Consider the following 25,673-nt stretch of genomic DNA (forward strand, 5'->3'; position numbering starts at 1 on the left):
TTTGAGCTGTTCTGACATTCGTTTTACCCACTATTATGGCTTAAAAAGAAGCGGAGAGTGTGCTACTATAGAAATAAATGTTCGGTTTTTTTTGGAGGAGAATACATGATTGACTTTATAAAAGGTGTATTAGTGGAGGTTGAACCCTCGCATCTTGTGATTGAAACAACAAATGGTATTGGCTATCAAATTATTTGTGCTAATCCATATAGATTCACTGGGCAAAAAAATCAGACGATAACGGTAGTGACTCATCACTATGTGCGAGAAGATTTTCAGCGCTTATATGGATTTAAACATAAGCAGGAACGTAGCTTATTTGAAAAATTATTGAGTGTATCAGGAATAGGACCAAAAGGTGCTTTAGCGGTTTTAGCAGCTGGTCAAACAGATCAAATCGTGGAAGCGATTGAGCGGGAGGATGAAGCGCTGCTAACGAGATTCCCAGGAATCGGAAAGAAAACAGCTAGGCAAATCATTTTAGATTTAAAGGGAAAACTAGAAGATTTTACAACCGCATCATTGTTACAAGAGGCACCTTTAGCTACTTCTAACCAAGAAAACGATCAGCTAGCTGACGCACTTGAAGCGTTGAAAGCACTAGGATATGTTGATCGAGAGCTAAATAAAGTGAAGAAAAAGCTAATTGGGGAAGATCTTGAAACCGACGAGTACATCAAGCGTGCATTAGCACTTATGCTTCGTACATAGAAGGGGGTAAACAGGCATGGATGAGCGAGTCGTTTCGGCTGAATCAACAGTAACTGAAGAAATTACGGAACAACAGCTTCGCCCGGCTTTGCTAAAGGAGTACATCGGTCAAGACGAAGTAAAAGACAATTTATCCATTTTTATGAAAGCAGCGAAGCTAAGACAAGAAGCATTGGATCATGTACTTTTATATGGGCCTCCAGGTCTCGGAAAAACGACCCTTGCTGCCATTATTGCTCATGAAATGGGTGGTCAAATTAAAACAACAGCAGGTCCCGCCATTGAGCGTGCAGGTGATTTAGCCGCTATCCTCACATCTCTTGAGCCTGGGGATGTCTTATTTATTGATGAGATTCATCGTTTAAACCGTGTGATAGAAGAAATCCTATATCCAGCAATGGAAGACTTTTGCATTGATATTGTCATTGGAAAAGGACCAACAGCTAGATCTGTCCGTCTTGATTTACCCCCCTTTACGTTAGTAGGTGCGACAACGAAGGCGGGAATGATTTCAGCACCGTTGCGAGATCGTTTCGGAGTATTGGCGAGACTTGATTATTACAAACCGGATGATTTAGCGAAGATTATTCATCGCTCTGCTTATGTGTTTGACGTTGAGTTAACAAAGGAGGCAGAGGTTGAAATTGCAAGAAGGTCAAGAGGGACACCGCGAATTGCTAATCGATTATTAAAGCGTGTCAGAGATTTTGCTCAGGTCGATGGACATGATCGAATTTCTTTAGACATGGCAAAACACGCCCTTGAACGCCTTCAAGTTGATCCATTAGGACTTGATCATATAGATGAAAAACTAATAAAAGGCATTATCCATCGTTTTAATGGTGGACCAGTTGGAATTGAAACCATTGCGGCTTCAATTGGCGAGGAGGCCGATACGATCGAAGAAGTGTATGAACCCTATCTTCTTCAAATAGGATTTATTCAACGTACGCCTCGTGGTCGAGTGGCAACCCCAAGTAGTTATACTCATTTCGAGTTGGAGTATCGTAAAGATGGGTAGAACACTTATGATTGTTGGCGCCATTATACTGGCAATTGGACTCATTTGGGAATTGGCAGGTCGATTTATCCCGCTAGGCAAATTACCAGGGGACTTCCTTTTTAAAAGCGGAAATACAACGATTTACTTCCCAATTGTTACGTGTATTATTATTAGCGTAGTACTCTCGCTTATACTATCTTTCATCAGGAGATGACAGGCTTGCGGTTTTGCGCATTCAACGGTATGCTAGTAGGAGTTTTGACTAGAGAATAAGTAAAAAGGTGATTGGCTTGAATGTAAACGATTTTGATTTTTATTTACCTGAAGAACTCATTGCGCAAACGCCTCTTGAAGCGAGAAGTCAATCAAGACTTCTTGTACTTGATCGGGATCGCTCGGAACTTTATGATTCTTCGTTTACACAGCTTGTAAACGAAGTTGCCACTGGTGATTGTTTAGTATTAAATGATACAAAAGTGTTGCCTGCTCGGTTAATTGGCGAAAAAAAAGAGACAGGTGCAGTAATTGAATTTTTACTGTTAAAACAAACGACTGGTGATTGCTGGGAGACATTAGTGAAGCCAGCTAAACGTGTTAAACTAGGAACGGTTATTACGTTTGGCGATGGACAGCTTATGGCAACTTGTGTGGAAGAAAAAGAAGACGGTGGAAGAATTGTAGAGTTTTCTTATGATGGTTTGTTCTATGAACTACTTGATGAGCTAGGAACAATGCCGCTTCCGCCTTATATTAAAGAACGTTTAGAAGATCAGGACCGCTATCAAACAGTGTATGCAAAGCAATTAGGCTCTGCCGCTGCACCAACAGCAGGTCTTCACTTTACAACAGATTTACTTAATGCACTTAAACAAAAAGGGGTTTCAATTGTTTATTTAACACTTCATGTAGGGCTAGGAACGTTTCGTCCAGTAAGTGCAGATGATGTTCTTGATCACAAGATGCATGAGGAATATTATGAGTTAACGGAAGAAGCTGCAAAGACGTTGCAGGAGACGAAAGAAAGAGGGAATCATATTATTGCAGTAGGTACCACTTCTGCAAGAACCCTCGAAACCATTGCCAGTAAGCATGGAAGATTTGTTGCGGAAACTGGTTGGACGTCCATTTTTATTTATCCTGGCTACACGTTTAAAGGGATTGATGGTTTAGTGACGAACTTCCATCTCCCAAAATCTACACTGGTGATGCTAGTAAGCGCTATGACAGGAAAAGACTTTTTATTAGGTGCCTATGCTCACGCTGTAAAAAATAACTATCGGTTTTTTAGTTTTGGGGATGCGATGTTTATTCGCCCTCTTGTTAAAGGAGAAATTAGAAATTGACTGTGCCAATTACGTACGAACATATAAAAACATGTAAACAAACAGGAGCTAGATTAGGAAGAGTGCACACACCGCATGGTACGTTTGAAACACCGATGTTCATGCCAGTTGGAACAATGGCAACGGTAAAGACGATGAGTCCAGAAGATTTAAAGGCGATGGATGCACAAATTATTTTAAGCAATACGTATCATCTTTGGCTACGACCGGGACAAGATATTATCGAAGAAGCAGGTGGCTTGCACACATTCATGAACTGGGATAAGCCGATTTTAACGGATTCCGGTGGTTTTCAAGTATTTAGTTTAAGTGATTTGCGTAAAATTGAAGAAGAAGGGGTTCATTTCCGCAACCATTTAAGCGGTGAAAAGCTCTTCTTATCTCCAGAGAAAGCAATGCAAATTCAGCACTCTCTTGGTTCGGATATTATGATGGCTTTTGATGAATGTCCGCCCTATCCTGCTGACTATAGCTATATGCGACAATCAGTCGAGCGGACGAGTAGATGGGCAGAGCGGTGCCTATCAGAACATCATCAGTCCGGTAAATCATCCATTCAAGGGTTATTCGGGATTATTCAAGGCGGCGAATATGAAGAACTTCGTAAACAGAGCGCGAAAGATTTGACATCACTTGATTTCCCCGGTTATGCTGTAGGTGGACTGTCTGTGGGAGAACCAAAAGACGTCATGAATCGTGTGCTTGAATTTACAACGCCTTTAATGCCAGCGGATAAACCGCGTTATTTAATGGGTGTTGGTTCGCCTGATTCACTTATTGACGGGGTGATAAGAGGAATTGACATGTTTGATTGTGTCTTACCTACCCGCATTGCACGAAATGGTACTTGCATGACAAGTGAAGGAAGATTAGTTGTCCGTAATGCGAAGTTTGCCCGCGATTTTCGTCCGCTTGATGAGAATTGTGATTGCCACGTTTGCCGCACTTATAGTCGCGCTTACATTAGGCACTTAATTAAGTGTGAGGAAACATTCGGTTTCCGTTTAACAACGTATCACAATTTGTACTTCTTATTGCAGCTGATGAAAAAAGTCAGACAAGCCATTATGGAAGATCGACTTCAAGATTTTCGTGACGAATTTTTTGAGAGCTATGGATTTAATAAAGAGAATGCCAAAAACTTTTAAACGGTATCACTCTTTAGTCAAGGAAGGAGGAGTTTTTCAATGAATGAGGGCGCTAGTTTATTACTGACGATGCTACCGTTTATCGGAATTATCGTTTTGTTTTACTTCTTGTTAATTCGTCCACAGCAAAAGCAGCAAAAGAAAGTTCGTGAAATGCATGCAGCTTTACAGCGTGGAGATAAAATCATCACAATTGGTGGTTTACATGGGGTAATTGACTCAATTGACGAAACGGTTGTTGTTCTTTTAGTCAATGACAATCGTAAGTTAACGTATGATCGTTCAGCGATCCGTGAAGTCGTACAATCCGACTAATAACAAAAAGCAAGGTGTAGCGTATCCGCTCACCTTGCTTTTTTACGATTCGTCTGGGGAAAGATTAACGCCAATAACGCCCCCTAATGCAGCAATCCCGCAATATGCAGCAAATAAAATCATTTGCTTTACGGTTAGTGCCTCATTGTATCCTAAGTAACTAATAGCGGTAGCTAGTAAGCAAAAGAATATGGCACATAAACTGCCAGCGAGCCAACCCTTTGTTCTCGCTTTTCCTCCTGAAATAAAGCCACCAACAAATAAAGCGAGAAACGCAATCGCAATCATAAGCCAACCAACTGATTGTTCGGTTAATGATGTGAGTGATAATAAAGTTGCAATAATGGCTGCCGAAACGATTGCAATGCCAAGGGCAAAGCTTAGTCCGATAAAGATAGCCGGAAAAAATCGATGAACCATCCTGTCACCTGCTTTCTTATTTTCTTCTCTTCTCTATACATACATATGTATGGACAACAAGAACATGCTGTCTAGCATAAAACTTTCTTGAGAGGGCATAGTAGCATCAAGATAGGGGGGATAGGGTTGGTTATTCATTTAAGAAGTACGCAAATGGCGTTTGTATTAATAAAAGCGATAAGAGATTCTCTCCTATATGGGATGGTCTTAGTAATGAGAGTCATACGAAAGATAGGCAGTAGGCTAAATCGTCAAGTGCATGGACCAGAGCTGCCTACAGATAATAAAATGAAGGGCCAACGGGCTATTCCGGTAATAGTGGATGGAAAAGTGTATCGAACCGGATTAGCTGAACTAGAACGTACTGAATTATGGCTCCGGCAACGTATAAAGGCATTTGGGTTCCATGACATTAAACAAATTTCTTATTGCTCTATTCGAGCAAAAGACCGTTTTTTTATTGATCCTTATTAAAGATTGGGTGAAATACAGTGGTTAAGTGACGATACAGGCGCTTCTTTCCTCACATAGTATAGGTTGTATAACTATGGGAGGAGGGTTACTGTTGAGCGATAACTTTAAAATGTGTCAAGATCATATGGGTAAATGCGTCTATATTACGGAGCGCTGTGGCAAACGCCATTATGGTCGTATTACAAAAGTCGATCGTAATAACGTCTATATACAGCCTCTAGGAAACCGAGGGTTTGGTTACGGATATGGCTATGGATGGGGATATGGTATCGGGTATCCAATTGCTTTAGGTGCCATTGCTGGAATTGCATTAGCTGGATTGTTTTTCTGGTAAGAAAAAAAGTGCTAGAGCGAAACTCTCTTTAAGAGAGGGTTCCTCCTAGCACTTTTTTTATTGTGCACTATTTTTTCCTTGTAAATAATCGAAGTTCTGTTTTTGTAATGAGCTGAAGACTAAACATACCTAGAAGATAAAAGGTTGTTGTTAATCCGATGTTGATGATCGTTCGAACAGTATAAGATAACGATAGAAGAAGCGTATCGTTTAGAAGTTTGGCGAGAAGACCGGTCGCGACAATGAGTAGCGTCAATTTTATAATCGGTACAATGTGGAAGAAGAAACCAGTTGTTTTGGCAATAGAGGCAAAGTGTAACAGTGTCACAAGCACAAAACCAACTACAATAGCTAATGCCGCACCCATAATCCCAAAACTTGGGTTAGAGGCAAGTGCAAAAATCGCGCCTGTCTTAATAATCGCGCCGATTAAACTGTTCATCATAGACACTTTCGCATAGTTTAGTGCTTGAAGGGCTGCTTGCAAAGGTCCTTGTAAATATAAGAACAACGCAAATGGAGCCATGATTTTCAGAAGACTAGCAGCTTCTGGGGCATGATACATAATCGTCATTAGCTCACTAGCAAACACATATAAAATAACAACACAAATGCCACCTGACAGTAGACTAATCCGTATAGCTTGCTCAAGTCGATGATGAACAAGAGTATGCTTTTGCTGAGCCACTGCTTCACTTAAATTCGGAAGTAAAGACACGGACAGCGAGTACGTAATAAAAGTGGGCAAAGTAAGTAAAGGTACTACATAACCAACAAGTAAACCGTATTGCTGGGTCGCAATAATTGTAGCCGTTCCTGCTAGCGCTAAACTTTGGGCAACAACAATTGGTTCAAAAAATAAAGCAGTTGTGCCGATTAAACGACTACCAGTTGTTGGTAGTGCGATTGTAAGTAAATCAGAGAATGTTTTCTTTTCACCTTTCATGCTGGAAAAGAAATGTTTACGAAATCGAAAAGGTTTTTTAGCTTTAAATAAATAAACCATATACAGTAATGACGCAAGTTCTCCACAAATGGCTGAGAGCATCGCTCCAGCGGCTGCATATTCAATACCAAGAGGTAGGAAAGCAAGGCTTAAAACAGCAACTAATGTGATTCGGACAATCTGTTCAATGACTTGCCCGTATGCAGTAGGCTTCATATTTTGTAAGCCTTGAAAGTACCCTCTTAGAACGGAAGAGAGGGCAATAATAGGCACAATTGGTATGATTGCATATAGTGGATAAATTGCTCGAGTATCCGTTAACAAGGTTGTGGCGATAATGGGAGCGAGTAATAAAAGTGAAATGGTAAAGAAAATGGAAAGCACGCCTGTTATCGCAAGGGAAACAACGAGTATTTTTTTGATTCGGTACGCTTCGTTTCGTGCTTCAGCCTCTGCAACAAGTTTGGCAATTGCGACAGGCAGTCCCATTTGTGTTAACGTTAAAAGCAGTAACATCGTTGGGATGGCCATCATATAGAGACCAACACCTTCAGGGCCGAGAATACGAGCCATGACTATTCGATTAATGAATCCAAGTAATTTAGTGAAAAAGCCAGCAATAATTAAGATTAAAGTACCTTTAAGAAATGATTGTTTACTCATTGGAATCCTGCCTTTTCTATACGTCTCCTATTACTATGCTTATGCAGTGAGGGACAGGACATGACAAGCTTGTAAAACAGATTCTCATATCGTTTAATAGTGATAGCAGGATTTGAGTAATTTTGTTAGTATATGTATGATGACAGTTTTTTTTCAGGAGATGAGGGTGAAGCATGGGTGAAAAGCAGCAGTTTGAAGTATGGCAGGAAGACGTTGCGCCTATCCTGTCAATTAAGAAAGACGAATTCCACGAGCTAGGCTATGATCGTGTGACGACAGCTGACCTTTGGTTGTATATCGTCGATAAGCAGAAGAAGCGGAAAACGTTTATGCCTTTCTATGCGTTTGTCGATGAATTGCTGTCTATTAAACCCCAAGATTATATGACTTGGCTTACTGTAAATACATATAAAGAACCGATTGATTGGTTTAAAGAGTTTGAAGCGGCGACTGAAACAAAAGGGATAGGCAGCTAGAATGGAGGATTAATCGAATGAAAATTAAAAAAGGCCAAATTGCGCTCTTCTTTGTCATTGTGGCGATATTGGCCGCAGGGGTCAGCTATTTGGCGCGACCTGTTCTTCAAGATGTGAATTTAGGTCTTGACTTACAAGGTGGGTTTGAAGTTCTTTATGAAGTAGAGGCGATGCATGAAGGGGATGTCATTGACGAGCAAGCGTTATTGTCAACAACAACTGCTTTAAATGAGCGTGTTAATACTATTGGTGTGTCAGAACCAACGATTCAAATAGAAGGGGACAACCGTATACGAGTGCAGCTAGCAGGGGTAGAGGATCAAGAATCTGCTCGTGACATTTTATCTACTGGTGGCGATTTAACGATTCGTGATGTGGAAGATAATATTCTACTAGACGGTAGTGATTTAACGCAAAATGGTGCAAGTGCGACCCTTAATGCGGATACAAATCAACCTATTGTAACACTGACGTTGGAAGATGCTGATAAATTTGGGGCTATCACACGAGAGCTCTCTCAACAACCACAGGGTGAAAATTTACTTGTCATGTGGCTTGATTTTGAAGAAGGTGATAGTTATGAAGAAGAGGCAATGAAGGCTGACCCGAAGTTCCTTTCTGCTGCTTCTGTTAGACAAACACTGCAAACCCGTAATGTGCAAATAGAAGGTCAATTTACAACAGAAGAGACGCGATTTTTAGCAGAAATTCTGAATGCCGGAGCGCTTCCTGTTGAATTAAATGAAATTTATTCAACGTCCGTTGGAGCGTCTCTCGGTGAGCAGGCAATGAAACAAACAGTTAATGCTGGATTAATCGGTGTAGCGCTTATTTTCATCTATATGGCGTTGTATTATCGCTTCCCAGGTATCATTGCGATTATTACGTTAAGTGTTTATACGTTCCTAGTACTAGTTGTGTTTAATGCGCTAAATGCAGTGTTAACATTACCTGGAATTGCTGCTTTAATCTTAGGAATTGGAATGGCTGTTGATGCGAATATTATTACGTACGAACGAGTTCGAGAAGAAATAAAGACAGGGAAATCCATCATGTCTGCTTTTAGAGTTGGTGGAAGACGCTCATTTGCAACTATTTTCGATGCAAATATTACAACACTCATCGCCGCAGGGGTAATGTTTTACTTTGGTACAAGTTCGGTTCAAGGTTTTGCGGTTATGCTTATAATCAGCATCCTCGTTAGTTTCTTGACCGCCGTATGGGGCTCTCGTTTATTGCTAGGTTTATGGGTCAATAGTAAATTTTTAAACAAACGCCCAGGTTGGTTTGGAGTTAAGCGAGGTGAGATCGATGAGGTTTAGTCCGGAAAAATGGAATGTTGATTTAACAAAGCATCGGAATAAATTTTTTATTGGTTCAGGATTAACTATTGTCATTGGCGTTATTCTTTTAGTTACAATGGGATTAAATTTAGGTGTTGATTTTGAAAGTGGTTCAAATGTTGAGATTCAAACAAATGAAACACTGACCGAAGAACAAATTTTGGCCGATTTTGAGGCAATTGAGATTGATAATTCATATGTGCCAAACGTCACTCTTGGTGGTGATCAAAGCCAAAATGCAACGGCTCGGTTCGTTGATGAATTTTCACAACAAGAGATTGCTGTCATTCAGTCCTATTTCAATGAAACATATGGAAGTTCACCAAATATAAGTACAGTATCACCACTTGTTGGAGAAGAGTTAGCGCGAAATGCCATTATTTCCGTTTTAATTGCTTCAGTTGGTATTGTGCTTTATATAGCAGTTCGATTTCAATTTCTTTATGGTGTTTCCGCTATTATCGGGCTGTTACATGATGCGTTTATCGTTATTGCGTTGTTCAGCTTATTACAAGTGGAGATTAATGTTCCGTTTATAGCGGCCATTTTAACAGTTGTCGGGTATTCTATTAACGACACCATCGTAACATTTGACCGAATGAGGGAAAATGTAAACAAAGAAAAAGACATTGAGAGCTTTCAACAGCTAGCGCAAATCGTTAACAAAAGTTTACTGCAAGTTGTAACGCGCTCCATTAATACAGTACTAACCGTTATGTTTGCAGCAGTTGCACTTTTTCTTTTTGGTGGAGAAGCCATTCGTTCATTCGCGTTAGCCCTTGTAATTGGACTAGCAGCGGGTACGTATTCTTCTATGTTCCTATGTGCACAAATGTGGCTCGTATGGGAATGGAAGCGATTGGTCAGACTAAAAAACAAACCGAAAAAAGTAGAAGAAGATTATGTATAAAAGAATAGGTCGGTGAACGGAATGAAAGGGCAAACGTATTTTATCATCGGTGTGATCGCAGCTATATTAATTGCCGTCTTCTCAGTATTAAACGTGGAGAGTGTACCGGTTAACTTGCTTTTTGTGCAAACAGATTGGCCGCTCATCCTTATTATTCTTTTTTCCGTTTTACTCGGCGCTATTGTTGCTTTTGCCCTCTCCGGTCTTAAGCTGCATCAGCAGAAATTAGAGATTAAACGTTTAAAAGAACAAGCGACAACACCTTTAGAGAACGAATCTACTGAGACGAAAAGTCGTTTGCGCAAGGAAAAAGATCATACAAAAGACTAATTTTCGATTATTGATACCCCTCGCCGACTCCTGTATAATAGGAGGGTCGAGGGGTGTTTTACGTATGTTGCAACCAAACGCAAGGTGGCGCATTTTAGAGCAAGATACAACAGAAGTAACGAATTTAGTAAATGAATTAAATCTTTCCCAAGTTGCCGCGAGGCTTTTGGTTAATAGAGGTTTTACTAATCCAGAAACTGCAAGTGAATTTCTAATGAAAGATGAACCAGCGTTTCTTGATCCATTTTTATTAAAGGGAATGGCGGAAGCTGTTAATCGAATTCAATCTGCAGTCGAGAAAAATGAACAAATTCTTGTATTCGGAGATTATGATGCTGATGGTGTAAGCTCAACTGCTGTTCTCGTTACCGCTTTAAAAATGATTGGAGCGGGCTGTGACTACTATATCCCAAACCGCTTTACTGAGGGATACGGACCGAATAATCCAGCGCTTCAGTGGGCAAAAGATGAAGGCTACTCTCTTGTCATTACAGTAGATACAGGAATTTCTGCTGTAACACAAGCCGATTTTGCCAAAGAAATTGGGTTGGATTTTATTGTTACGGATCATCATGAACCACCGCCAACACTTCCAAATAGTTATACAACGATTAATCCGAAGCAACCTGGCTGCACGTATCCTTTTAAGGAATTAGCAGGTGTGGGTGTCGCATTTAAAGTGGCACATGGACTACTAGGGCGTGTTCCAAACGAGTTGCTCGACTATGCCGTTATTGGAACGATTGCTGATCTTGTTCCATTGGTCGGAGAGAATCGTTTGCTTGCTAAAAAGGGCCTTCGTGCATTTCAAACATCAGATAAAACAGGTATCCAAGCGTTAAAAGATGTATGTGGTATGACTGCTGGAGAAGTGGAAGCTGATCATATTGGCTTTGCCATTGGACCAAGGCTGAATGCTGCTGGTCGATTGGATTCAGCCATTCCGGCTGTTGAACTGCTACTTGCTGAAAGTCGAGAAGAAGCGGATGAATTAGCTACGGAAATAGATCGCTTAAATAAGGAACGCCAAAAAGTTGTAAACGACATATCGAAAGAAGCAATGGATGTTGTTCAGGAGATGGATGGAATTCCAGAAGCCCTTGTTGTTGCAAAAGAAGGCTGGAATGCAGGGGTAATCGGAATTGTTGCATCTCGACTAGTCGAGAAATTTTATCGTCCAACCATTGTACTAACAATTGATCCAGAGACGGGCTTAGCTAAGGGATCTGCTCGAAGCATTGAGGGTTTTGACATGTTTGCAGAATTATCAAAAAGTCGAGATATCCTTCCTCACTTTGGTGGGCATCCAATGGCTGCAGGGATGACGTTACAAAGCGAACATGTTGATAGCTTACGTGAACGACTCATCGAGCAGGCAAAAACAGGTCTAGCGCCAGAAGCGTTTATACCAATAACCACCATTGATTTAACGGTAGCTGTTGATGATGTCACCATTGATGTGCTAAAAGAAATAGAAGAGCTATCTCCTTTCGGTGTAGAGAATGCAAAGCCAAAAGTGTTAATTGATGATGTGAAGCTTGCAGATATTAAACGAATTGGTAGTGATTCGAGTCATTTGAAATTTCAGTTTGCAGGAGAAGAGAAGACGCTGGATGGAATTGCGTTTCGTAAAGGTGATTTATTTGAACATATTACGCCACAAGCAAGCGTGTCTGCAGTTGGGACGCTGTCAATTAATGAGTGGAACGGTCGAGTGAAGCCACAGCTAATAGTGGATGACCTTGCTGTGAAACAATGGCAGCTCTTTGATTGGCGAAGCTTACAATTGAATCGAGTAGGAGCACGATTAGAAGATTTACCTGCTGAAAAGTCAATTGTTATTGCTTTCCAAGAAAAAACCTTTGCAGCATGTCAAGAGCGAGGCATTGTAGTCTATCGCTCAAGTGATCCTTTACCTTCTTTTACAAATAAATATATTGTCATACTGGATGTTCCGTCACATCGGGAAGAGCTTTATTGCCTATTTGAAGAGGGTAGTAAGCCTAGTCGAATCTATGTTGTTTTTTCCGAAGAAGAAGAATCGTTTTTTAAAACGAATCCAAATCGAGATCAATTCAAATGGTATTACGCATTTCTAAAGAAACGACAGTCATTTAAGATAGCTGATCTTAAAAAGCTTGAGGCGCATAAAGGATGGTCCTCTGAAACCACTTCATTTATGAACCAAGTATTTATTGATTTAGGCTTTATTCAAATGGATGATCAGTATTTGACTATTGTTGAAGCACCAGCAAAAAAAGCCTTAAGTGATTCAAAAACGTATCAAGCAAAACAAGAACAAACGTGGCTCGAAAATGAACTCGTTTATGCTTCTTATGGGCAACTTAGAGAGTTATTTTCAGAACGAATAGGAAGCAATGCTTCACAGAAGAAGGAGACGATCGTACATGGATTATAAAAAACATATTACAATTGTTGAGGATTGGCCACAAAAAGGCATTCGGTTTAAAGACATCACCACGTTAATGCAAAACGGACCAGCTTATAAAAAGGCTATTATGGAGCTCACTGAGTATGCCAAAAAACAACAAGCTGATGTTATTGTTGGACCAGAAGCAAGAGGGTTCGTTGTTGGTTGTCCAATTGCAACAGAGCTAGAGCTTGGTTTTGTTCCAGTAAGAAAAAAAGGGAAACTACCAAGAGAGGTTATTGAGTGCGATTACGGTCTAGAATATGGAAAAGATTGTTTAACAATTCATAAAGATAGCATTCAACCTGGACAGCGTGTTGTGATCACAGACGACCTTCTTGCAACAGGCGGTACCATAGAAGCAACAACTAAACTTGTTGAAGAGCTTGGTGGAGAAGTTGTTGGCCTGGCATTCCTAATTGAACTTGCTTACATTGATGGACGTAAAAAGCTTGAGCAATATGATATTTTCTCACTTACAACGTACGAATAAAAAAGGGAAAACGACTGTTCACGAAACAGTCGTTTTTTTAAACGAAAAAGCGTACCCTCTTTACAAGAATGAATGAGTAAAGGATAATAGAAAGAAAACTTGTCGAATGAGTAAGGTGATTCCATGACGATTGATCAGGTGCTCGAAAAAGCAAGCGCCTATTTGCAGCCAGATGATGTTGAATTCTTAACAAAAGCTTATACGTTCGCTGAAGAAGCACATAGTGGGCAGTATCGTAAGTCTGGCGAGCCCTACATCCTACATCCAGTTCAAGTGGCAGGTATTATTGTAGGGTTAGAGCTTGATCCGAATACGATTGCAGCGGCGTTTTTACATGACGTTGTTGAAGATACAGATGCAACAGTGGAAGATTTGCAACAACATTTTAATAAAGAAGTAGCCATGCTTGTTGATGGCGTGACGAAGCTAAAGAAGTTTAAGTACAAATCAAAAGAAGAGCAGCAAGCTGAAAATCACCGTAAAATGCTAATGGCGATGGCAAAAGATATTCGTGTGCTGCTTATTAAGCTTGCCGATCGTCTACACAATATGCGTACACTCAAATTTATGCCGCCACATAAACAACGAGTTACGTCTAACGAGACATTGGAAATTTTTGCTCCATTAGCCCATCGCTTAGGGATTTCTACTATTAAGTGGGAGCTGGAAGATACAGCTTTACGTTATTTAGATCCTCAGCAGTATTATCGGATTGTAAATCTGATGAAGCGTAAGCGGGCAGAGCGAGAGGATTACCTTTCTGATGTCATAGATACAATTAATGAACAGCTTGAAGATGTTCACGTGACAGCAGAACTATCTGGTCGACCTAAGCACATTTACAGCATTTATCGGAAAATGGTCATTCAAAAAAAACAATTTAACGAAATATATGATTTGCTAGCAGTTCGTATTATCGTCAAAAATATAAAAGACTGTTACGCAGTATTAGGCGTTATTCATACGTGCTGGCGTCCAATGCCAGGTCGATTCAAAGATTACATTGCGATGCCGAAAGCGAATATGTACCAATCGCTCCATACAACGGTTGTAGGACCGAACGGTGATCCTCTTGAAGTTCAAATTCGGACAGAGGATATGCACCGTGTTGCGGAATACGGTGTTGCGGCGCATTGGGCTTATAAAGAAGGAAAAACTTTATCAAGCAAACGGTATTCGTTTGAAGACAAGCTTAGCTGGCTGAGAGATGTGATTGAATCACAAACGGATACAAACGATGCACAGGAATTCATGGAATCCATGAAAATGGACCTCTTCTCTGACATGGTGTTTGTCTTCACGCCAAAAGGAGACGTTATTGAGCTCCCAAGAGGTTCAGTACCGCTTGATTTTGCGTATCGCATTCACAGTGAAATTGGAAACCGGTGTATCGGCGCAAAAGTAAATAGCAAAATGGTTCCCCTTGATCATGAGTTAAAAACAGGCGACATCGTTGAAGTGATGACGTCTAAACACTCATATGGACCTAGTCAAGATTGGTTAAAATTAACCAAATCGTCTCATGCGAAAAACAAAATCAAGCAATGGTTTAAGAAAGAAAAAAGAGAAGAAAACGTGGCAAAAGGAAAAGAATTAATTGAGAAAGAAATTAAAGCTCTTGATTTTGACCCGAAAGAAATTCTTACTCAAGAAAATTTACTTGAAGCAACGACGAAGTTCAGTTTTGCAGGCGATGAGGATATGTATGCGGCAATCGGCTATGGAGGCATTAGTCCAAAGCAAATTGTGAACCGAATGACGGAGAAGCAGCGTAAAGCAAAAGAACAAGAACAAGACAACCAATCATTAGATGAAGCGTTACATGATATTCAATCATTTACGACTAAGAAAAAATCGAATTCAATTGGCGTTCATGTAAAAGGCGTTGACAATTTGCTTATTCGCCTTGCTAGATGCTGTACGCCTGTACCTGGTGATGATATAGTCGGCTATATTACAAAAGGTCGAGGTGTTTCCATTCACCGATCGGATTGCCCGAATGTTGTGAGTGAAGAACAATCGAGTTCACGATTACTAGATGTTGAGTGGGAAGGGAATCGCCATTCGTCTAAATCGTACAATGTTGATATTGAAATTACGGCATTTGACCGAAATGGTTTCTTAAACGAAGTATTACACACAATGACAGAAACGCGTACACAAATTAATTCTGTTTCTGGACGATCAGATCATAAGCATAAAATTGCAACAGTTGAAATGAGTATTTCCATTACAGATAAGCAACATCTACAAAAGATTGTTGATCGAATTAAACAATTAAAAGATATTTATTCGGTTCGAAGAGTAACGCATTAATAAAGCAGAGGTGGATTAGGCATGCGAATTGTTTTACAGCGCGTCAAACATGCCTCCGTAAGGGTGGAAGAAGCCGTGGTCGGCTCCATTGATCACGGTCTTCTTTTGCTTGTAGGCGTGACTCATGAAGATGAAGAAAAGGATGTTCGTTATTGTGTTGATAAGATCGCTAATTTAAGGATTTTTAGTGATAACGAAGGGAAAATGAATCTGTCTGTTCGGGATATAGGCGGTGCGATTTTATCAATATCCCAATTTACTTTATACGGGGAAACAAAAAAAGGTCGTCGTCCTAACTTTATGGCAGCGGCAAAGCCTGATCATGCTCAAACGATTTATGAGGCGCTTAATGATCAATTGCGCGACGTAGGCTTACGAGTAGAAACAGGCCGTTTTGGAGAGCATATGGATGTTAGCTTACTCAACGATGGGCCTGTGACAATTATTTTAGAAAGCAAAGAGACATCATAGGTGATAAGAAGACCTCGCATAAGTTGCGAGGTTTTTTGTTGGTTTAAAACCTTGAATGAAAACGGTTTATTTTTTAGTTGACTTTCAAGTGAATTTCGGTAAAATAAAAAGTGTACGATATGAAATCGATTTCACAAAAAGGGCGTTTTTATTATGTCAACGATTAAAGACGTGGCGACAAAAGCAGGTGTATCCAGGTCAACTGTGTCAAGAGTGTTAAATAATCATCCTTATGTTGACGAAAAGAAGCGTAAAGCAGTCCAAGATGCAATTAAAGAACTGGGTTATACGCCTAATTCCTCTGCACAACGATTGCGAGGGACGGAGACAAAGACTATTGCCGTACTTGTTTCCCGCATTGTAAACCCGTTTTTTAGTGCCGTAGTAGATGCGATGGATGAAGTGGCAACGATGCACTCGTATCGAATGATTCTCTGTAACACACGGGGGAGAGCTGACCAAGAACTTCATTTTCTTGAACTACTTCGTACAAAGCAAGTGGATGGTGTTATCTTAGCTTCTGTTGTAAATGAATGGGAGACGATTTATCCGTATTTACAATATGGGCCCATTGTTTTATGTAATGAATATCCAAGAGGTTTACATGGGGCGCCAGTTATAACGATTGATCAAAAAAAGGCGATGACCACCATAACGAAACATTTGCTTCACAAAGGCTACCATTCAATTGCATACTGCAATGTGTATGACGTGAATCACTTACCAGAAGGGGTGCGCTCGCCTTTAGCAGAAGATCGGTATGAAGGGTTTGTTCAAGCGATGGAGATGGAAGGAAAAGTCGTTCATTCGAGCTGGCGATTTTCAGGTCATTCTGTTGATGATGGTCGAAACATTCTTCGCACAATATTGGGTTTAACAAACCGACCAGATGCCATCATTACCGGCAGTGATGAAATTGCTGCTGGGATTATCGCGGAAGCTAAAATAAAAAATGTGCGTATTCCAGAAGATCTAGCGGTTGTAGGCTTTGATAACCAGCCGACTGCGACATTGTTAGAACCGCAATTAACAACCATTCATCAGCCTACTTTTGAAATGGGAAAACAAACAATGGAAATGCTGTTGGCGTTACTAGCAAATCAAGTCGAACAATTTGAGCCTGTGACTTTTTTAGAGGCACCAATACAAATCCGACATTCAACATAATGAAAAGGGGTTAAATTGATGACAAACGTTACAATTTGGAATGAATATCGTCATGAACAACGAAGTGAGAAGGTAGCGAGTGTGTATCCGGAAGGCATCCATGGAGCGATTGCATCGTTTTTAAACGAGGAGCATACCGTTAAAACAGCTACTTTAGATGAAGAAGAGCATGGACTAACGGAAGCGGTTTTGAATAAAACAGATGTCTTAATTTGGTGGGGACATATTGCACACAATGAAGTAAAAGATGAGATTGTAACCCGGGTTCAAAAACGAGTTTTAGAAGGAATGGGGTTAATTATTCTTCATTCAGGTCACTTCTCAAAGATTTTTAAAACATTAATGGGGACGAGCTGTGATTTAAAATGGCGTGAAGCAGATGAGAAAGAGAGGCTGTGGGTTGTGAGTCCAAGCCACCCGATTGCTGATGGCATTGATGAGTACTTTGAGTTAGAAAAAGAAGAAATGTATGGAGAGCACTTTGATATTCCTAATCCTGATGAAATCGTCTTTATGAGCTGGTTTCAAGGAGGAGAAGTTTTTAGAAGTGGCTGCACATTCCACCGAGGGAATGGGAAAATTTTCTATTTCAGACCGGGGCACGAAACGTTTCCAACATACAAAGATAAAAACGTGCAAACAGTGATTAAAAATGCAGTTAAATGGGCTACACCAACGAAAAGAGCCTATCCTACTTACGGAAATGCCCGGCCATTAGAACCTGTACCAGGGCAGTCGGAGTGATCAGATGAAAATTGGGATTATAGGTGTAGGTGGGATTGCGACAAATCGTCACATTCCAGCTTTGCAGACAATAGAAGACGTTGAAGTTTATGGTGTTTATGATGTTAATCAAGAGAGAGCGACTGAAGTAGCAGCCTCATTTGCCATCCCATTTATTGCTAATTCAGAAAGCGAGCTTTTTGCTCAAGTCGATGCGGTGGTGATTTGTACTCCAAATAAATTTCATCATCAATCTGTTATTCATGCGCTTCAAGCTGGTAAACATGTCTTTTGTGAGAAACCTATGGCCATTACAAGTGCTGAAGCAGTTGAAATGGATAAAGTAGCAAGTGAAACAAACAATGTATTACAAATTGGCTACCACTATCGATTTAAAAAAGAAGCACTCGCTGCAAAGAAGTTTATTCAAGCCGGAGAGATTGGTGATCCTCTTGTCATACGAGTCGAGGGCATGAGGCGTCGAAAAGTGCCGGGCTGGGGCGTGTTTATTAATAAAGACCTTCAAGGCGGCGGTTGTTTAATGGATTATGGGTGTCACCTTTTAGATTTGGCGTTATGGCTCGTCGACTATCCAGAAATTGAAAGTGTAAATGGACAAACGTATGAGCTTGTCAGTCGACATGAAGATCAAGTAAATGAGTGGGGCGCTTATGACGCAACGAAAATTGATGTAGAGGATCACGCTACAGCATATATTGCATTTAAAAATGGTGCCACCATGCTATTCGAAACATCATGGGCAGCGAATGTACCTAGCGATAAAGAAACCATTAGTATCTCTGGAACTACAGGCGGGATTAATGTATTTCCTTTAGCAATTAATAAAGCGTCTTCAGGCATGATGTCGACGATGAACGCCGATTGGATTGCTGGAGAGAGCAATGAGGGAATCGCTCAAGCTCGTAATTTTGTTCATGCTTGTCTTGGGCGTGAAGAGTCACTTGTCAAACCGTATGAAGCACAGCAAGTTACGTCGATCATTGAACAAATTTATGATGCTAGTAAGAATTAGTTCTTTTTTTCGAAATTTGGGGTTTTAAAACGTTAGGCAATGGCTATCCTATAGAGAAGTCATTATTAGGAGCGGTTGCCAATGCGTGTCCATGGAAAGCAAGAAGTGCGAAAAGCCATTCAGGACTCAATGGATCGAATCCAACAGCATGAAGCCATTACTGCTTATGCTCGGTTAGAATGCGGCGTAACACCAAATGAAATTATTTTTATGAAGAAAGCTCTGATGAGAAATTAGCTATTGACGAGCGTGCTATCATTTCGTATAGTTATAAGCAACTAATTAAAAACGGCAAAATGAACCATTGACGAGGAATAGTAATAGCGGATTCTAGATGCTTAGAGAGAGTTGCCTTAGGCTGGGAGTAGCTCCATCTACCGATATGAATGAACACCTTTGAGGATTTTTCCCTGAAACACTAGTAGGGGAAAACGTAGCTGGCGTTAACAGATTAAGAGGAGACGCAGTCTCAAATTTGGGTGGCACCACGGGTTCAACTCTCGTCCCAGATGAGTAATCATCTGGGATGAGAGTTTTTTTGTTTTTTAAAAAGGAGAGAAATCATATGTCTATTCGTTTGCCAAGAGGAACGCAAGATATCTTACCTGAAGATGCTGTCGTTTGGCAACTTATTGAAAAAACAGCTAAAGAAGTATGCCAAGCGTATCATTTTGAAGAAATTCGTACGCCAATATTTGAGCATACAGAAGTATTTACCCGTGGAGTAGGGGATACAACGGATATTGTTCAAAAAGAAATGTACACGTTTAAGGATCGAGGTGATCGAAGCTTAACGCTTCGCCCAGAAGGAACGGCATCTGTTGTACGATCCTATGTAGAGAACAAGTTATATGGAGAAGCGAATGCCCTAACAAAACTATACTATACAGGACCAATGTTCCGTTACGAGCGGCCACAAGCAGGAAGAATGCGTCAATTCGTACAGTTTGGGGTTGAAGCATTAGGTAGTGCAAACCCGCATTTAGATGCAGAAGTATTAGCATTACTGATTGAAATTTGCAATCGACTCGGCTTAGTCAATTTAAAGCTTGTCATTAATTCATTAGGTGATAAAGAAAGTCGTGACGCTCATCGTCAAGCACTTATTAATCATTTTGAACCGTCGATTGAGGAGTTTTGTTCAGACTGTCAAACGCGTTTAACGAAAAATCCATTACGTATTCTCGATTGTAAGAAAGACAGAGAGCATCCGCTAATGAAAACAGCGCCTGCTATCTTAGACTTTTTAAATGATGAATCACGTCAATACTTTGAAAACGTAAAACAAACGTTAGACCAGCTAGGCATTGCTTATGAAGTAGATGCTACACTTGTTAGAGGATTAGATTATTACAATCATACTGCGTTTGAATTAATGAGCACAGCGCCTGGATTCGGTGCTATTACAACTTTGTGCGGAGGTGGGCGTTACAATGGTCTTGTACAAGAATTCGGTGGACCAGAAACACCTGGTATTGGATTTGCATTCAGCATCGAACGGTTTATTCTTGCGATGAAAGCAGAAGGTGTTACTTTACCTGAACGTCCAAAGCTAGACGCGTATATTGTTGCTTTAGGTGATGAAGCAAATCAACGAGCGGCTGTCTTATTAAATGATTTAAGAAAACAAGGCTTTCGGGCAGATAAAGACTACATGGCAAAAAAAATGAAAGCACAGTTTAAAGCTGCAGACCGAAATGGAGCGACGTGCACAATTATTATTGGAGAAGATGAACTAGCGAATGAACAAGCCGTTATTCGTCACATGGTTTCTGGCGAACAAAAAACAGTTGCTTATCAATCAATTGTAATGGAACTAGGGGAAAGTATTAAAGGGGGATCAGAATCGTGAGTAAACGAACACATCATTGTGGAGAAATAACAAAGCAGCAGGCTGGTGAAGAAGTAAAGCTTGTTGGTTGGGTACAGCGTAGAAGAGATTTAGGGCAGGTTATTTTCTTAGACATACGAGATCGTTCTGGTCTTGTTCAAGTAGTTTGTAGTCCTGATATTAATGAGCAAGCATTACAACAGGCTGATCGTGTTCGGAATGAATATATGATTTCTATTAAAGGAATCGTCGTTGAACGAAATGAAAAAGCTGTTAATGCAAAAATTGCAACCGGCGAAATTGAAATCCATGTTCATGAATGTGAATTATTAAACGCTTCTAAACCACTTCCGTTTCAAATTGAAGCAAATACAGATGCCTCTGAAGATGTGCGCTTAAAATACCGTTATTTAGATTTACGTCGTCCTGATATGCAGGAGGCGTTTAAACTCAGACATCGAATTACAAAAACAGTGCGTGATTTTCTTGATAGCGACGGCTTCTTAGAAATTGAAACGCCGATGTTGACGAAGAGTACACCAGAAGGTGCGAGAGACTATTTAGTTCCGAGTCGTGTTCATCACGGTGAATTTTATGCACTACCACAATCACCACAAATCTTTAAACAACTCTTAATGGTGTCTGGTTTTGAAAAGTATTTCCAAATTGTTCGCTGTTTTAGAGATGAAGATCTACGTGCTGATCGTCAACCTGAATTCACGCAAATCGACATTGAAGCAAGCTTCCTAGAAACAGAGGATGTTCTCGCAATGACAGAGAAGCTTATGAAGAAGTTAATGCTTGATACCCATGGTTTAGAATTAGAAGGTTCTTTTGAACGAATGACATATGACGATGCAATGAATCGTTATGGATCAGATAAACCAGATACTCGCTTTGATATGGAGCTTGTTGACCTTACAACGGTCCTTCAAGATACTGAGTTTAAAGTGTTTAAACAAGCGATAGAATCAAAAGGAATTATAAAAGGTTTAAACCTTGTTGGAGGGGCAAGCAAGCTATCTCGTAAAGAAATAGATGCTTTAACAGACTTCGTTAAGCCATACGGAGCAAAAGGTCTTGCTTGGTTAAAGGTAGAAGAAGATGGCCTTAAAGGACCGATTGCAAAGTTCTTTAACAGTGAGCAGTCTGAAGCATTGCTCGAGCACATGCAAGCCACTCCAGGTGACTTGTTGTTCTTCGGAGCAGACAAAAAGCAAGTTGTCTTTGATTCTCTCGGTGCACTTCGGTTGAAATTTGGAAAGGAATTCGATCTTATCGATTCGTCTAAATTTAATTTTCTTTGGGTTGTTGATTTTCCGCTTGTTGAATATGATGAGCAAGCAAGACGATATGTTGCTTTACACCATCCTTTCACTAGACCAAAGAAAGAAGATTTACATTTACTCCAATCAAATCCAGATGATGTACGGGCAGAAGCATATGATCTCGTACTAAATGGTTATGAATTAGGTGGAGGTTCACAGCGTATTTATGAGCGTGATCTTCAAGAAAAGATGTTTGAAACCCTTGGCTTTACAAAAGAACAAGCGAATGAAGAATTTGGCTTTTTGCTCGAAGCATTTGAATACGGTACGCCTCCTCACGGTGGTATCGCACTAGGATTAGACCGTATCGTCATGTTACTAGCTCAAAAGACGAACTTAAGAGAGGTTATTGCGTTTCCGAAAACAGCGAGTGCAAGTGACTTAATGACTAGTGCGCCAGGTGCTGTTAGTTTAGAACAATTAATCGATTTAAATCTTTCTGTTTTAGGGAAGCGTGGTTGACAGACGCAACCCTTCCATCTATAATGACGGATAATATCATATAGAATTCTTGTTTATATCTTATCGAGAGTGGTGGAGGGAACTGACCCGACGAAGCCCGGCAACCAACCTTGTGTGAGGTTAAGGTGCTACATTCAGCAGACTTTGTTCTGAAAGATAAGTGGAGGCGAAAAGCTCCTTTTCTTATCTAAGAAAAGGAGCTTTTGTATTAGAGAGAAAGGGTGTTGGAGATGAAGATAGGCTTAATAGGGTATGGAACAGTAGGAAGTGGTGTGTATGAAAGGTTAATTGGCTCAAGAGAGCAAATTGAATCGATTATCGGAGAAAAATTCGAAATCGTTCGCATTCTAGTTAAAAATGTAGAGAAGTATAAGGATGTCAACTCGACATTATTCACTTCATCATGGGATACATTTTTTAATACAGATAAATACGACATTGTGTTTGAAGCGATTAATGGCACGGAACTGACGAAAACGTATACGAAGGCTCTTTTGAAACAAGGAACATCTGTTATATCCGCAAATAAAAAGCTCGTCGCATTACATGGTGAAGAATTAGAGCAATTGGCTTTTGAAAATCAAGCTTATTATGGCTGGGATGCAGCTGTATGTGGGGCTATACCTATTGTGAATGTTTTCAAAAGTGTGTTATTGACAACAAATATACAATCGATTGCCGGTATTCTGAATGGGACGAGTAACTATATTTTAACGAAAATGAGCGAGGGTAGCACATATGAAGCTGCACTTGGAGAAGCGCAAAAATTAGGGTATGCAGAAGAAGACCCAACATCTGATGTTGAGGGTTGGGATGCTGTATACAAGCTCTGTTTACTAGCTCGACAATGTTATGATCAGTGGGTTTGTCCCGAGGATATTGAACGGGTTGGCATAAGTCATATTGATCAATGGCATATTCAAGCGGCAAAAGAATTGAATTTATCGTTTAAATTAATTGCTAAATTAGAATCTGATGCGACGTCTTTAAAAGGTTTTGTTAAACCGGCTTTAATTGATCAAGAACACTCGTTAGCACCAATTCGTGGCGTTTTAAATGCGGTAACACTTGAAGGTAAGGATATGGAACGTCTTATTTTTGCGGGACCAGGAGCAGGAAAAGAAACAACAGCAAATAGTGTTGTTGAAGATTTTGTTTTCCACGAACAGCAAAAGCATGTCCTACCTAGATTTACAAATCGCTTAACGAAGCTTGAAGAGGGAATTGCTGACAATGTAACGACACAGGAAGTGTGGTTTTGTAAAGGAAATCATGAAAGTAAAATCCAACCGTATTTAGACAAAACGACGGTCTGGAGAGAGCATGAAGTAAAAGGAGGGAAAGTCTTTATTGTGACTCCACTCCCATTTTCAACGCCATTTCATACATTTCCACTTTTAACAGAAATGGAACAGTTAAAAGAAACGGTTCAAAGTGAATCATAATCGATATTTGGTTTCTGGGACTAGTTTTTTAAATTCTTGAATGAATTGTTCTGGTGACGTTTTGATTTTATACGTGGAGACACCTCGACTTGTATGTAGATACAAAAAGCCAAGCGATTCAGGTGAATCACTAGGGAAGCGATAAGAGATATCAAATACACTGTCAAGTGGAAAACGGTCCGATTCTGTTTCAATACGATCGCTAAACAAGCTTAACTCAAAGGAACTTTCGACGATTCTTTTTTCAAGCAGACCGATTTCTTGTGTGACTTCGATACAACGTTGCTTTACAATTGCGCTCATAGACGTAGCCCCCTTTTAAAGAAGAATGTACCATATTTTTTGTGAAAACTCACATAATATGCGATAGTTTCATTCTCTTTCAAACGGGGTACATACAAATAGAAACTCTTCGTATGTGTCTTTAGTCACAATTTTTCGAAAACAGTTGCATAAAGTCGATTAAATTGCTATGATAACGTTAATCAAATGATTCCTGAAATGTTCGTACGGGTTTTATTCTTTGAGCCAACACCTTAAAAAAGGGAGCTCGTAGTTATGGCTTTGCTTACATGCCTCGGAAGCTGAGGACGTAAAAGAAGTGGTACAGAGCACCCACCTGCCTGGCAGGTTCAAAGCATTAACTACCTACGGCATGATCGGGATCACGAAAAAAGCATTTCCGCTTAGGGAATGCTTTTTTATATGTGCTTTTTTATAAGAATATGATAAAATCACAACAGCATAAGGGAAACGTAAAGGAGTTTGATGAACGTGTTACACCAGTTTTCAAGAAATGAACTGGCCATTGGCCATGATGGGTTAGATCGATTAAAAGGAAGTACAGTTGCGGTGCTTGGGATTGGTGGGGTAGGCTCGTTTTCAGCTGAAGCTCTAGCTCGCTCAGGCGTTGGTAAAATTGTACTCGTTGATAAAGATGATGTTGATATAACAAACGTTAATCGGCAAATTCATGCTTTATTGTCAACAGTTGGTCAACCAAAGGTGGATTTAATGGCTAAGCGAATTCAAGACATTAATCCAGATTGTGAGGTCATTGCTTTAAAAATGTTCTACACAGAAGAGACATATGAAGATTTCTTTTCTCACGGTTTAGACTATGTCATTGATGCCAGTGATACGATTTCTTATAAAATTCATTTAATAAAAGAATGTCGGAAGCGTAAGATCCCGTTCATTTCAAGTATGGGTGTTGCTAACAAACTTGATCCAACTCGACTACGTATTGAAGATATTTCAAAAACGAGTTATGATCCTATTGCCAAAGTGATTCGCACACGTCTTCGAAAAGAGGGTATTAAAAAAGGGGTAGCAGTTGTATTTTCAGATGAAAAACCCATTCAGATTCGCGAAGATATCCGTCAAGAAATTGTGCCAGAAAGTGCCGAGCAAGGGACTATTCGTAAAGCAAAGCTTCCTCCGTCTTCGAATGCTTTCGTGCCATCTGTGTCAGGATTAATTATGGCTGGACATGTTATTACAAACTTGTTAGAGGGAATAACCATTAACCGTCAAAACTAACAAACAAAAAAAGCC

Annotated in this window: 27 protein-coding genes, 1 other RNA gene, 1 riboswitch and 1 other annotated feature; of the genes, 25 read left to right on the top strand and 3 right to left on the bottom strand. The window is 40.1% G+C overall.

The window, feature by feature from the left end; all coding sequences use genetic code 11:
• The first annotated feature begins 105 nt into the window (after positions 1-105).
• The 6 genes from ruvA (at position 106) to yajC (ending at position 4,520) form a co-directional block, all read left to right on the top strand.
• Positions 106-711, top strand: coding sequence for a Holliday junction branch migration protein RuvA (gene ruvA, locus PQ477_RS15325; protein WP_060705966.1), 606 nt, complete (start codon positions 106-108; stop codon positions 709-711).
• Positions 712-727: 16 nt separating this feature from the next.
• Positions 728-1,732: a Holliday junction branch migration DNA helicase RuvB gene (gene ruvB / locus PQ477_RS15330; protein ID WP_060705967.1), complete on the top strand. Its 1,005-nt coding sequence runs from the start codon at positions 728-730 to the stop codon at positions 1,730-1,732.
• The gene (locus PQ477_RS15335) at positions 1,725-1,928 is read left to right on the top strand and encodes a DUF2905 domain-containing protein (RefSeq protein WP_035398834.1); all 204 of its coding nucleotides are present in this window, start codon (positions 1,725-1,727) and stop codon (positions 1,926-1,928) included. Before ruvB ends, PQ477_RS15335 begins: the two co-directional genes overlap by 8 nt.
• 76 nt (positions 1,929-2,004) lie before the next feature.
• A complete protein-coding gene (queA, locus tag PQ477_RS15340) occupies positions 2,005-3,057 on the top strand; it encodes a tRNA preQ1(34) S-adenosylmethionine ribosyltransferase-isomerase QueA (protein ID WP_274272407.1) in 1,053 nt (350 codons plus the stop codon).
• Between the two features lie 2 nt (positions 3,058-3,059).
• Positions 3,060-4,205: a tRNA guanosine(34) transglycosylase Tgt gene (gene tgt / locus PQ477_RS15345; protein WP_144560447.1), complete on the top strand. Its 1,146-nt coding sequence runs from the start codon at positions 3,060-3,062 to the stop codon at positions 4,203-4,205.
• Positions 4,206-4,244: 39 nt separating this feature from the next.
• Positions 4,245-4,520 (top strand): preprotein translocase subunit YajC, encoded by a 276-nt coding sequence (gene yajC / locus PQ477_RS15350; protein WP_035398832.1) that lies wholly within the window; start codon positions 4,245-4,247, stop codon positions 4,518-4,520.
• Between the two features lie 42 nt (positions 4,521-4,562).
• Here the strand turns inward: yajC and PQ477_RS15355 are convergent, their stop codons facing one another.
• Positions 4,563-4,940 (bottom strand): TIGR04086 family membrane protein, encoded by a 378-nt coding sequence (locus PQ477_RS15355; RefSeq protein ID WP_052008347.1) that lies wholly within the window; start codon positions 4,938-4,940, stop codon positions 4,563-4,565.
• 126 nt (positions 4,941-5,066) lie between these two features.
• On the opposite strand from PQ477_RS15355, the gene PQ477_RS15360 reads away from it, so the two are divergent.
• Both PQ477_RS15360 and PQ477_RS15365 read left to right on the top strand, forming a co-directional pair.
• Entirely contained in the window at positions 5,067-5,414 is a 348-nt protein-coding gene (locus tag PQ477_RS15360; RefSeq protein ID WP_144558699.1) for a DUF421 domain-containing protein, read from the top strand.
• 109 nt (positions 5,415-5,523) lie between these two features.
• Positions 5,524-5,748 carry a hypothetical protein gene (locus PQ477_RS15365; RefSeq protein WP_371836664.1) on the top strand — a complete coding sequence of 75 codons (225 nt, stop codon included), beginning with the start codon at positions 5,524-5,526 and terminating at the stop codon, positions 5,746-5,748.
• Positions 5,749-5,815: 67 nt separating this feature from the next.
• On the opposite strand, the gene spoVB is transcribed toward PQ477_RS15365, so the two are convergent.
• Positions 5,816-7,357 carry a stage V sporulation protein B gene (gene spoVB, locus PQ477_RS15370; RefSeq protein WP_274272408.1) on the bottom strand — a complete coding sequence of 514 codons (1,542 nt, stop codon included), beginning with the start codon at positions 7,355-7,357 and terminating at the stop codon, positions 5,816-5,818.
• A gap of 173 nt (positions 7,358-7,530) precedes the next feature.
• On the opposite strand from spoVB, the gene PQ477_RS15375 reads away from it, so the two are divergent.
• The 15 genes from PQ477_RS15375 to PQ477_RS15445 all read left to right on the top strand — a co-directional run bounded on the left by PQ477_RS15375 (position 7,531) and on the right by PQ477_RS15445 (position 24,116).
• A complete protein-coding gene (locus tag PQ477_RS15375; protein ID WP_060705969.1) occupies positions 7,531-7,833 on the top strand; it encodes a post-transcriptional regulator in 303 nt (100 codons plus the stop codon).
• Positions 7,834-7,850: 17 nt separating this feature from the next.
• Complete coding sequence (gene secD, locus PQ477_RS15380; protein ID WP_144558701.1) at positions 7,851-9,155, top strand: protein translocase subunit SecD; 1,305 nt, start codon at positions 7,851-7,853, stop codon at positions 9,153-9,155.
• Entirely contained in the window at positions 9,145-10,086 is a 942-nt protein-coding gene (gene secF / locus PQ477_RS15385; RefSeq protein WP_144558702.1) for a protein translocase subunit SecF, read from the top strand. Before secD ends, secF begins: the two co-directional genes overlap by 11 nt.
• A gap of 21 nt (positions 10,087-10,107) precedes the next feature.
• Complete coding sequence (locus PQ477_RS15390; protein ID WP_035396077.1) at positions 10,108-10,416, top strand: LapA family protein; 309 nt, start codon at positions 10,108-10,110, stop codon at positions 10,414-10,416.
• A 64-nt stretch (positions 10,417-10,480) separates the two neighbouring features.
• The gene (recJ, locus tag PQ477_RS15395) at positions 10,481-12,835 is read left to right on the top strand and encodes a single-stranded-DNA-specific exonuclease RecJ (protein WP_144558703.1); all 2,355 of its coding nucleotides are present in this window, start codon (positions 10,481-10,483) and stop codon (positions 12,833-12,835) included.
• Entirely contained in the window at positions 12,825-13,340 is a 516-nt protein-coding gene (locus PQ477_RS15400; protein ID WP_144558704.1) for an adenine phosphoribosyltransferase, read from the top strand. Before recJ ends, PQ477_RS15400 begins: the two co-directional genes overlap by 11 nt.
• A gap of 123 nt (positions 13,341-13,463) precedes the next feature.
• The gene (locus tag PQ477_RS15405) at positions 13,464-15,656 is read left to right on the top strand and encodes a RelA/SpoT family protein (RefSeq protein WP_144558705.1); all 2,193 of its coding nucleotides are present in this window, start codon (positions 13,464-13,466) and stop codon (positions 15,654-15,656) included.
• Positions 15,657-15,677: 21 nt separating this feature from the next.
• Positions 15,678-16,127: a D-aminoacyl-tRNA deacylase gene (dtd, locus tag PQ477_RS15410; protein ID WP_274272409.1), complete on the top strand. Its 450-nt coding sequence runs from the start codon at positions 15,678-15,680 to the stop codon at positions 16,125-16,127.
• A 153-nt stretch (positions 16,128-16,280) separates the two neighbouring features.
• Positions 16,281-17,294 (top strand): LacI family DNA-binding transcriptional regulator, encoded by a 1,014-nt coding sequence (locus tag PQ477_RS15415; RefSeq protein ID WP_035396071.1) that lies wholly within the window; start codon positions 16,281-16,283, stop codon positions 17,292-17,294.
• Positions 17,295-17,312: 18 nt separating this feature from the next.
• On the top strand, positions 17,313-18,038 hold the full coding sequence (locus PQ477_RS15420) for a ThuA domain-containing protein (RefSeq protein ID WP_060705974.1): 726 nt from the start codon (positions 17,313-17,315) through the stop codon (positions 18,036-18,038).
• A 4-nt stretch (positions 18,039-18,042) separates the two neighbouring features.
• Positions 18,043-19,050: a Gfo/Idh/MocA family protein gene (locus PQ477_RS15425; RefSeq protein ID WP_144558707.1), complete on the top strand. Its 1,008-nt coding sequence runs from the start codon at positions 18,043-18,045 to the stop codon at positions 19,048-19,050.
• 81 nt (positions 19,051-19,131) lie between these two features.
• Positions 19,132-19,287, top strand: a complete 156-nt coding sequence (locus PQ477_RS15430; protein WP_158332012.1) for a hypothetical protein — start codon at positions 19,132-19,134, stop codon at positions 19,285-19,287.
• 58 nt (positions 19,288-19,345) lie between these two features.
• Positions 19,346-19,561: a binding site (T-box leader), on the top strand.
• A gap of 54 nt (positions 19,562-19,615) precedes the next feature.
• Positions 19,616-20,902 (top strand): histidine--tRNA ligase, encoded by a 1,287-nt coding sequence (gene hisS / locus PQ477_RS15435; protein ID WP_274272410.1) that lies wholly within the window; start codon positions 19,616-19,618, stop codon positions 20,900-20,902.
• Positions 20,899-22,671, top strand: coding sequence for an aspartate--tRNA ligase (aspS, locus tag PQ477_RS15440; protein ID WP_035396068.1), 1,773 nt, complete (start codon positions 20,899-20,901; stop codon positions 22,669-22,671). The genes hisS and aspS overlap by 4 nt, the downstream gene beginning before the upstream one ends.
• Positions 22,672-22,728: 57 nt before the next feature.
• Positions 22,729-22,834: riboswitch (SAM riboswitch) on the top strand.
• Between the two features lie 67 nt (positions 22,835-22,901).
• Positions 22,902-24,116: a homoserine dehydrogenase gene (locus PQ477_RS15445; RefSeq protein ID WP_274272411.1), complete on the top strand. Its 1,215-nt coding sequence runs from the start codon at positions 22,902-22,904 to the stop codon at positions 24,114-24,116.
• On the opposite strand, the gene PQ477_RS15450 is transcribed toward PQ477_RS15445, so the two are convergent.
• On the bottom strand, positions 24,111-24,419 hold the full coding sequence (locus PQ477_RS15450) for a hypothetical protein (RefSeq protein ID WP_035396067.1): 309 nt from the start codon (positions 24,417-24,419) through the stop codon (positions 24,111-24,113). The genes PQ477_RS15445 and PQ477_RS15450 overlap by 6 nt on opposite strands.
• A gap of 187 nt (positions 24,420-24,606) precedes the next feature.
• On the opposite strand from PQ477_RS15450, the gene ssrS reads away from it, so the two are divergent.
• Positions 24,607-24,785, top strand: a non-coding RNA gene (ssrS, locus tag PQ477_RS15455) — 6S RNA.
• A gap of 105 nt (positions 24,786-24,890) precedes the next feature.
• On the top strand, positions 24,891-25,658 hold the full coding sequence (locus PQ477_RS15460) for a tRNA threonylcarbamoyladenosine dehydratase (RefSeq protein ID WP_035396065.1): 768 nt from the start codon (positions 24,891-24,893) through the stop codon (positions 25,656-25,658).
• The last annotated feature ends 15 nt before the right edge of the window (positions 25,659-25,673 follow it).

It is taken from the genome of Shouchella hunanensis, assembly GCF_028735875.1.
In the GTDB taxonomy this organism is placed as follows: domain Bacteria; phylum Bacillota; class Bacilli; order Bacillales; family Bacillaceae_D; genus Shouchella; species Shouchella hunanensis.

Coding starts and splice junctions, on each gene's coding strand:
- PQ477_RS15450 (WP_035396067.1), bottom strand. CDS start 24,419: ATGAGCGCAATTGTAAAGCAACGTTGTATCGAAGTCACACAAGAAATC.
- PQ477_RS15420 (WP_060705974.1), top strand. CDS start 17,313: ATGACAAACGTTACAATTTGGAATGAATATCGTCATGAACAACGAAGT.
- PQ477_RS15365 (WP_371836664.1), top strand. CDS start 5,524: ATGTGTCAAGATCATATGGGTAAATGCGTCTATATTACGGAGCGCTGT.
- ruvB (WP_060705967.1), top strand. CDS start 728: ATGGATGAGCGAGTCGTTTCGGCTGAATCAACAGTAACTGAAGAAATT.
- secD (WP_144558701.1), top strand. CDS start 7,851: ATGAAAATTAAAAAAGGCCAAATTGCGCTCTTCTTTGTCATTGTGGCG.
- PQ477_RS15425 (WP_144558707.1), top strand. CDS start 18,043: ATGAAAATTGGGATTATAGGTGTAGGTGGGATTGCGACAAATCGTCAC.
- PQ477_RS15430 (WP_158332012.1), top strand. CDS start 19,132: ATGCGTGTCCATGGAAAGCAAGAAGTGCGAAAAGCCATTCAGGACTCA.
- hisS (WP_274272410.1), top strand. CDS start 19,616: ATGTCTATTCGTTTGCCAAGAGGAACGCAAGATATCTTACCTGAAGAT.
- PQ477_RS15415 (WP_035396071.1), top strand. CDS start 16,281: ATGTCAACGATTAAAGACGTGGCGACAAAAGCAGGTGTATCCAGGTCA.
- yajC (WP_035398832.1), top strand. CDS start 4,245: ATGAATGAGGGCGCTAGTTTATTACTGACGATGCTACCGTTTATCGGA.
- PQ477_RS15390 (WP_035396077.1), top strand. CDS start 10,108: ATGAAAGGGCAAACGTATTTTATCATCGGTGTGATCGCAGCTATATTA.
- ruvA (WP_060705966.1), top strand. CDS start 106: ATGATTGACTTTATAAAAGGTGTATTAGTGGAGGTTGAACCCTCGCAT.
- PQ477_RS15445 (WP_274272411.1), top strand. CDS start 22,902: ATGAAGATAGGCTTAATAGGGTATGGAACAGTAGGAAGTGGTGTGTAT.
- PQ477_RS15355 (WP_052008347.1), bottom strand. CDS start 4,940: ATGGTTCATCGATTTTTTCCGGCTATCTTTATCGGACTAAGCTTTGCC.
- PQ477_RS15405 (WP_144558705.1), top strand. CDS start 13,464: ATGACGATTGATCAGGTGCTCGAAAAAGCAAGCGCCTATTTGCAGCCA.
- PQ477_RS15335 (WP_035398834.1), top strand. CDS start 1,725: ATGGGTAGAACACTTATGATTGTTGGCGCCATTATACTGGCAATTGGA.
- PQ477_RS15375 (WP_060705969.1), top strand. CDS start 7,531: ATGGGTGAAAAGCAGCAGTTTGAAGTATGGCAGGAAGACGTTGCGCCT.
- dtd (WP_274272409.1), top strand. CDS start 15,678: ATGCGAATTGTTTTACAGCGCGTCAAACATGCCTCCGTAAGGGTGGAA.
- PQ477_RS15400 (WP_144558704.1), top strand. CDS start 12,825: ATGGATTATAAAAAACATATTACAATTGTTGAGGATTGGCCACAAAAA.
- spoVB (WP_274272408.1), bottom strand. CDS start 7,357: ATGAGTAAACAATCATTTCTTAAAGGTACTTTAATCTTAATTATTGCT.
- secF (WP_144558702.1), top strand. CDS start 9,145: ATGAGGTTTAGTCCGGAAAAATGGAATGTTGATTTAACAAAGCATCGG.
- recJ (WP_144558703.1), top strand. CDS start 10,481: ATGTTGCAACCAAACGCAAGGTGGCGCATTTTAGAGCAAGATACAACA.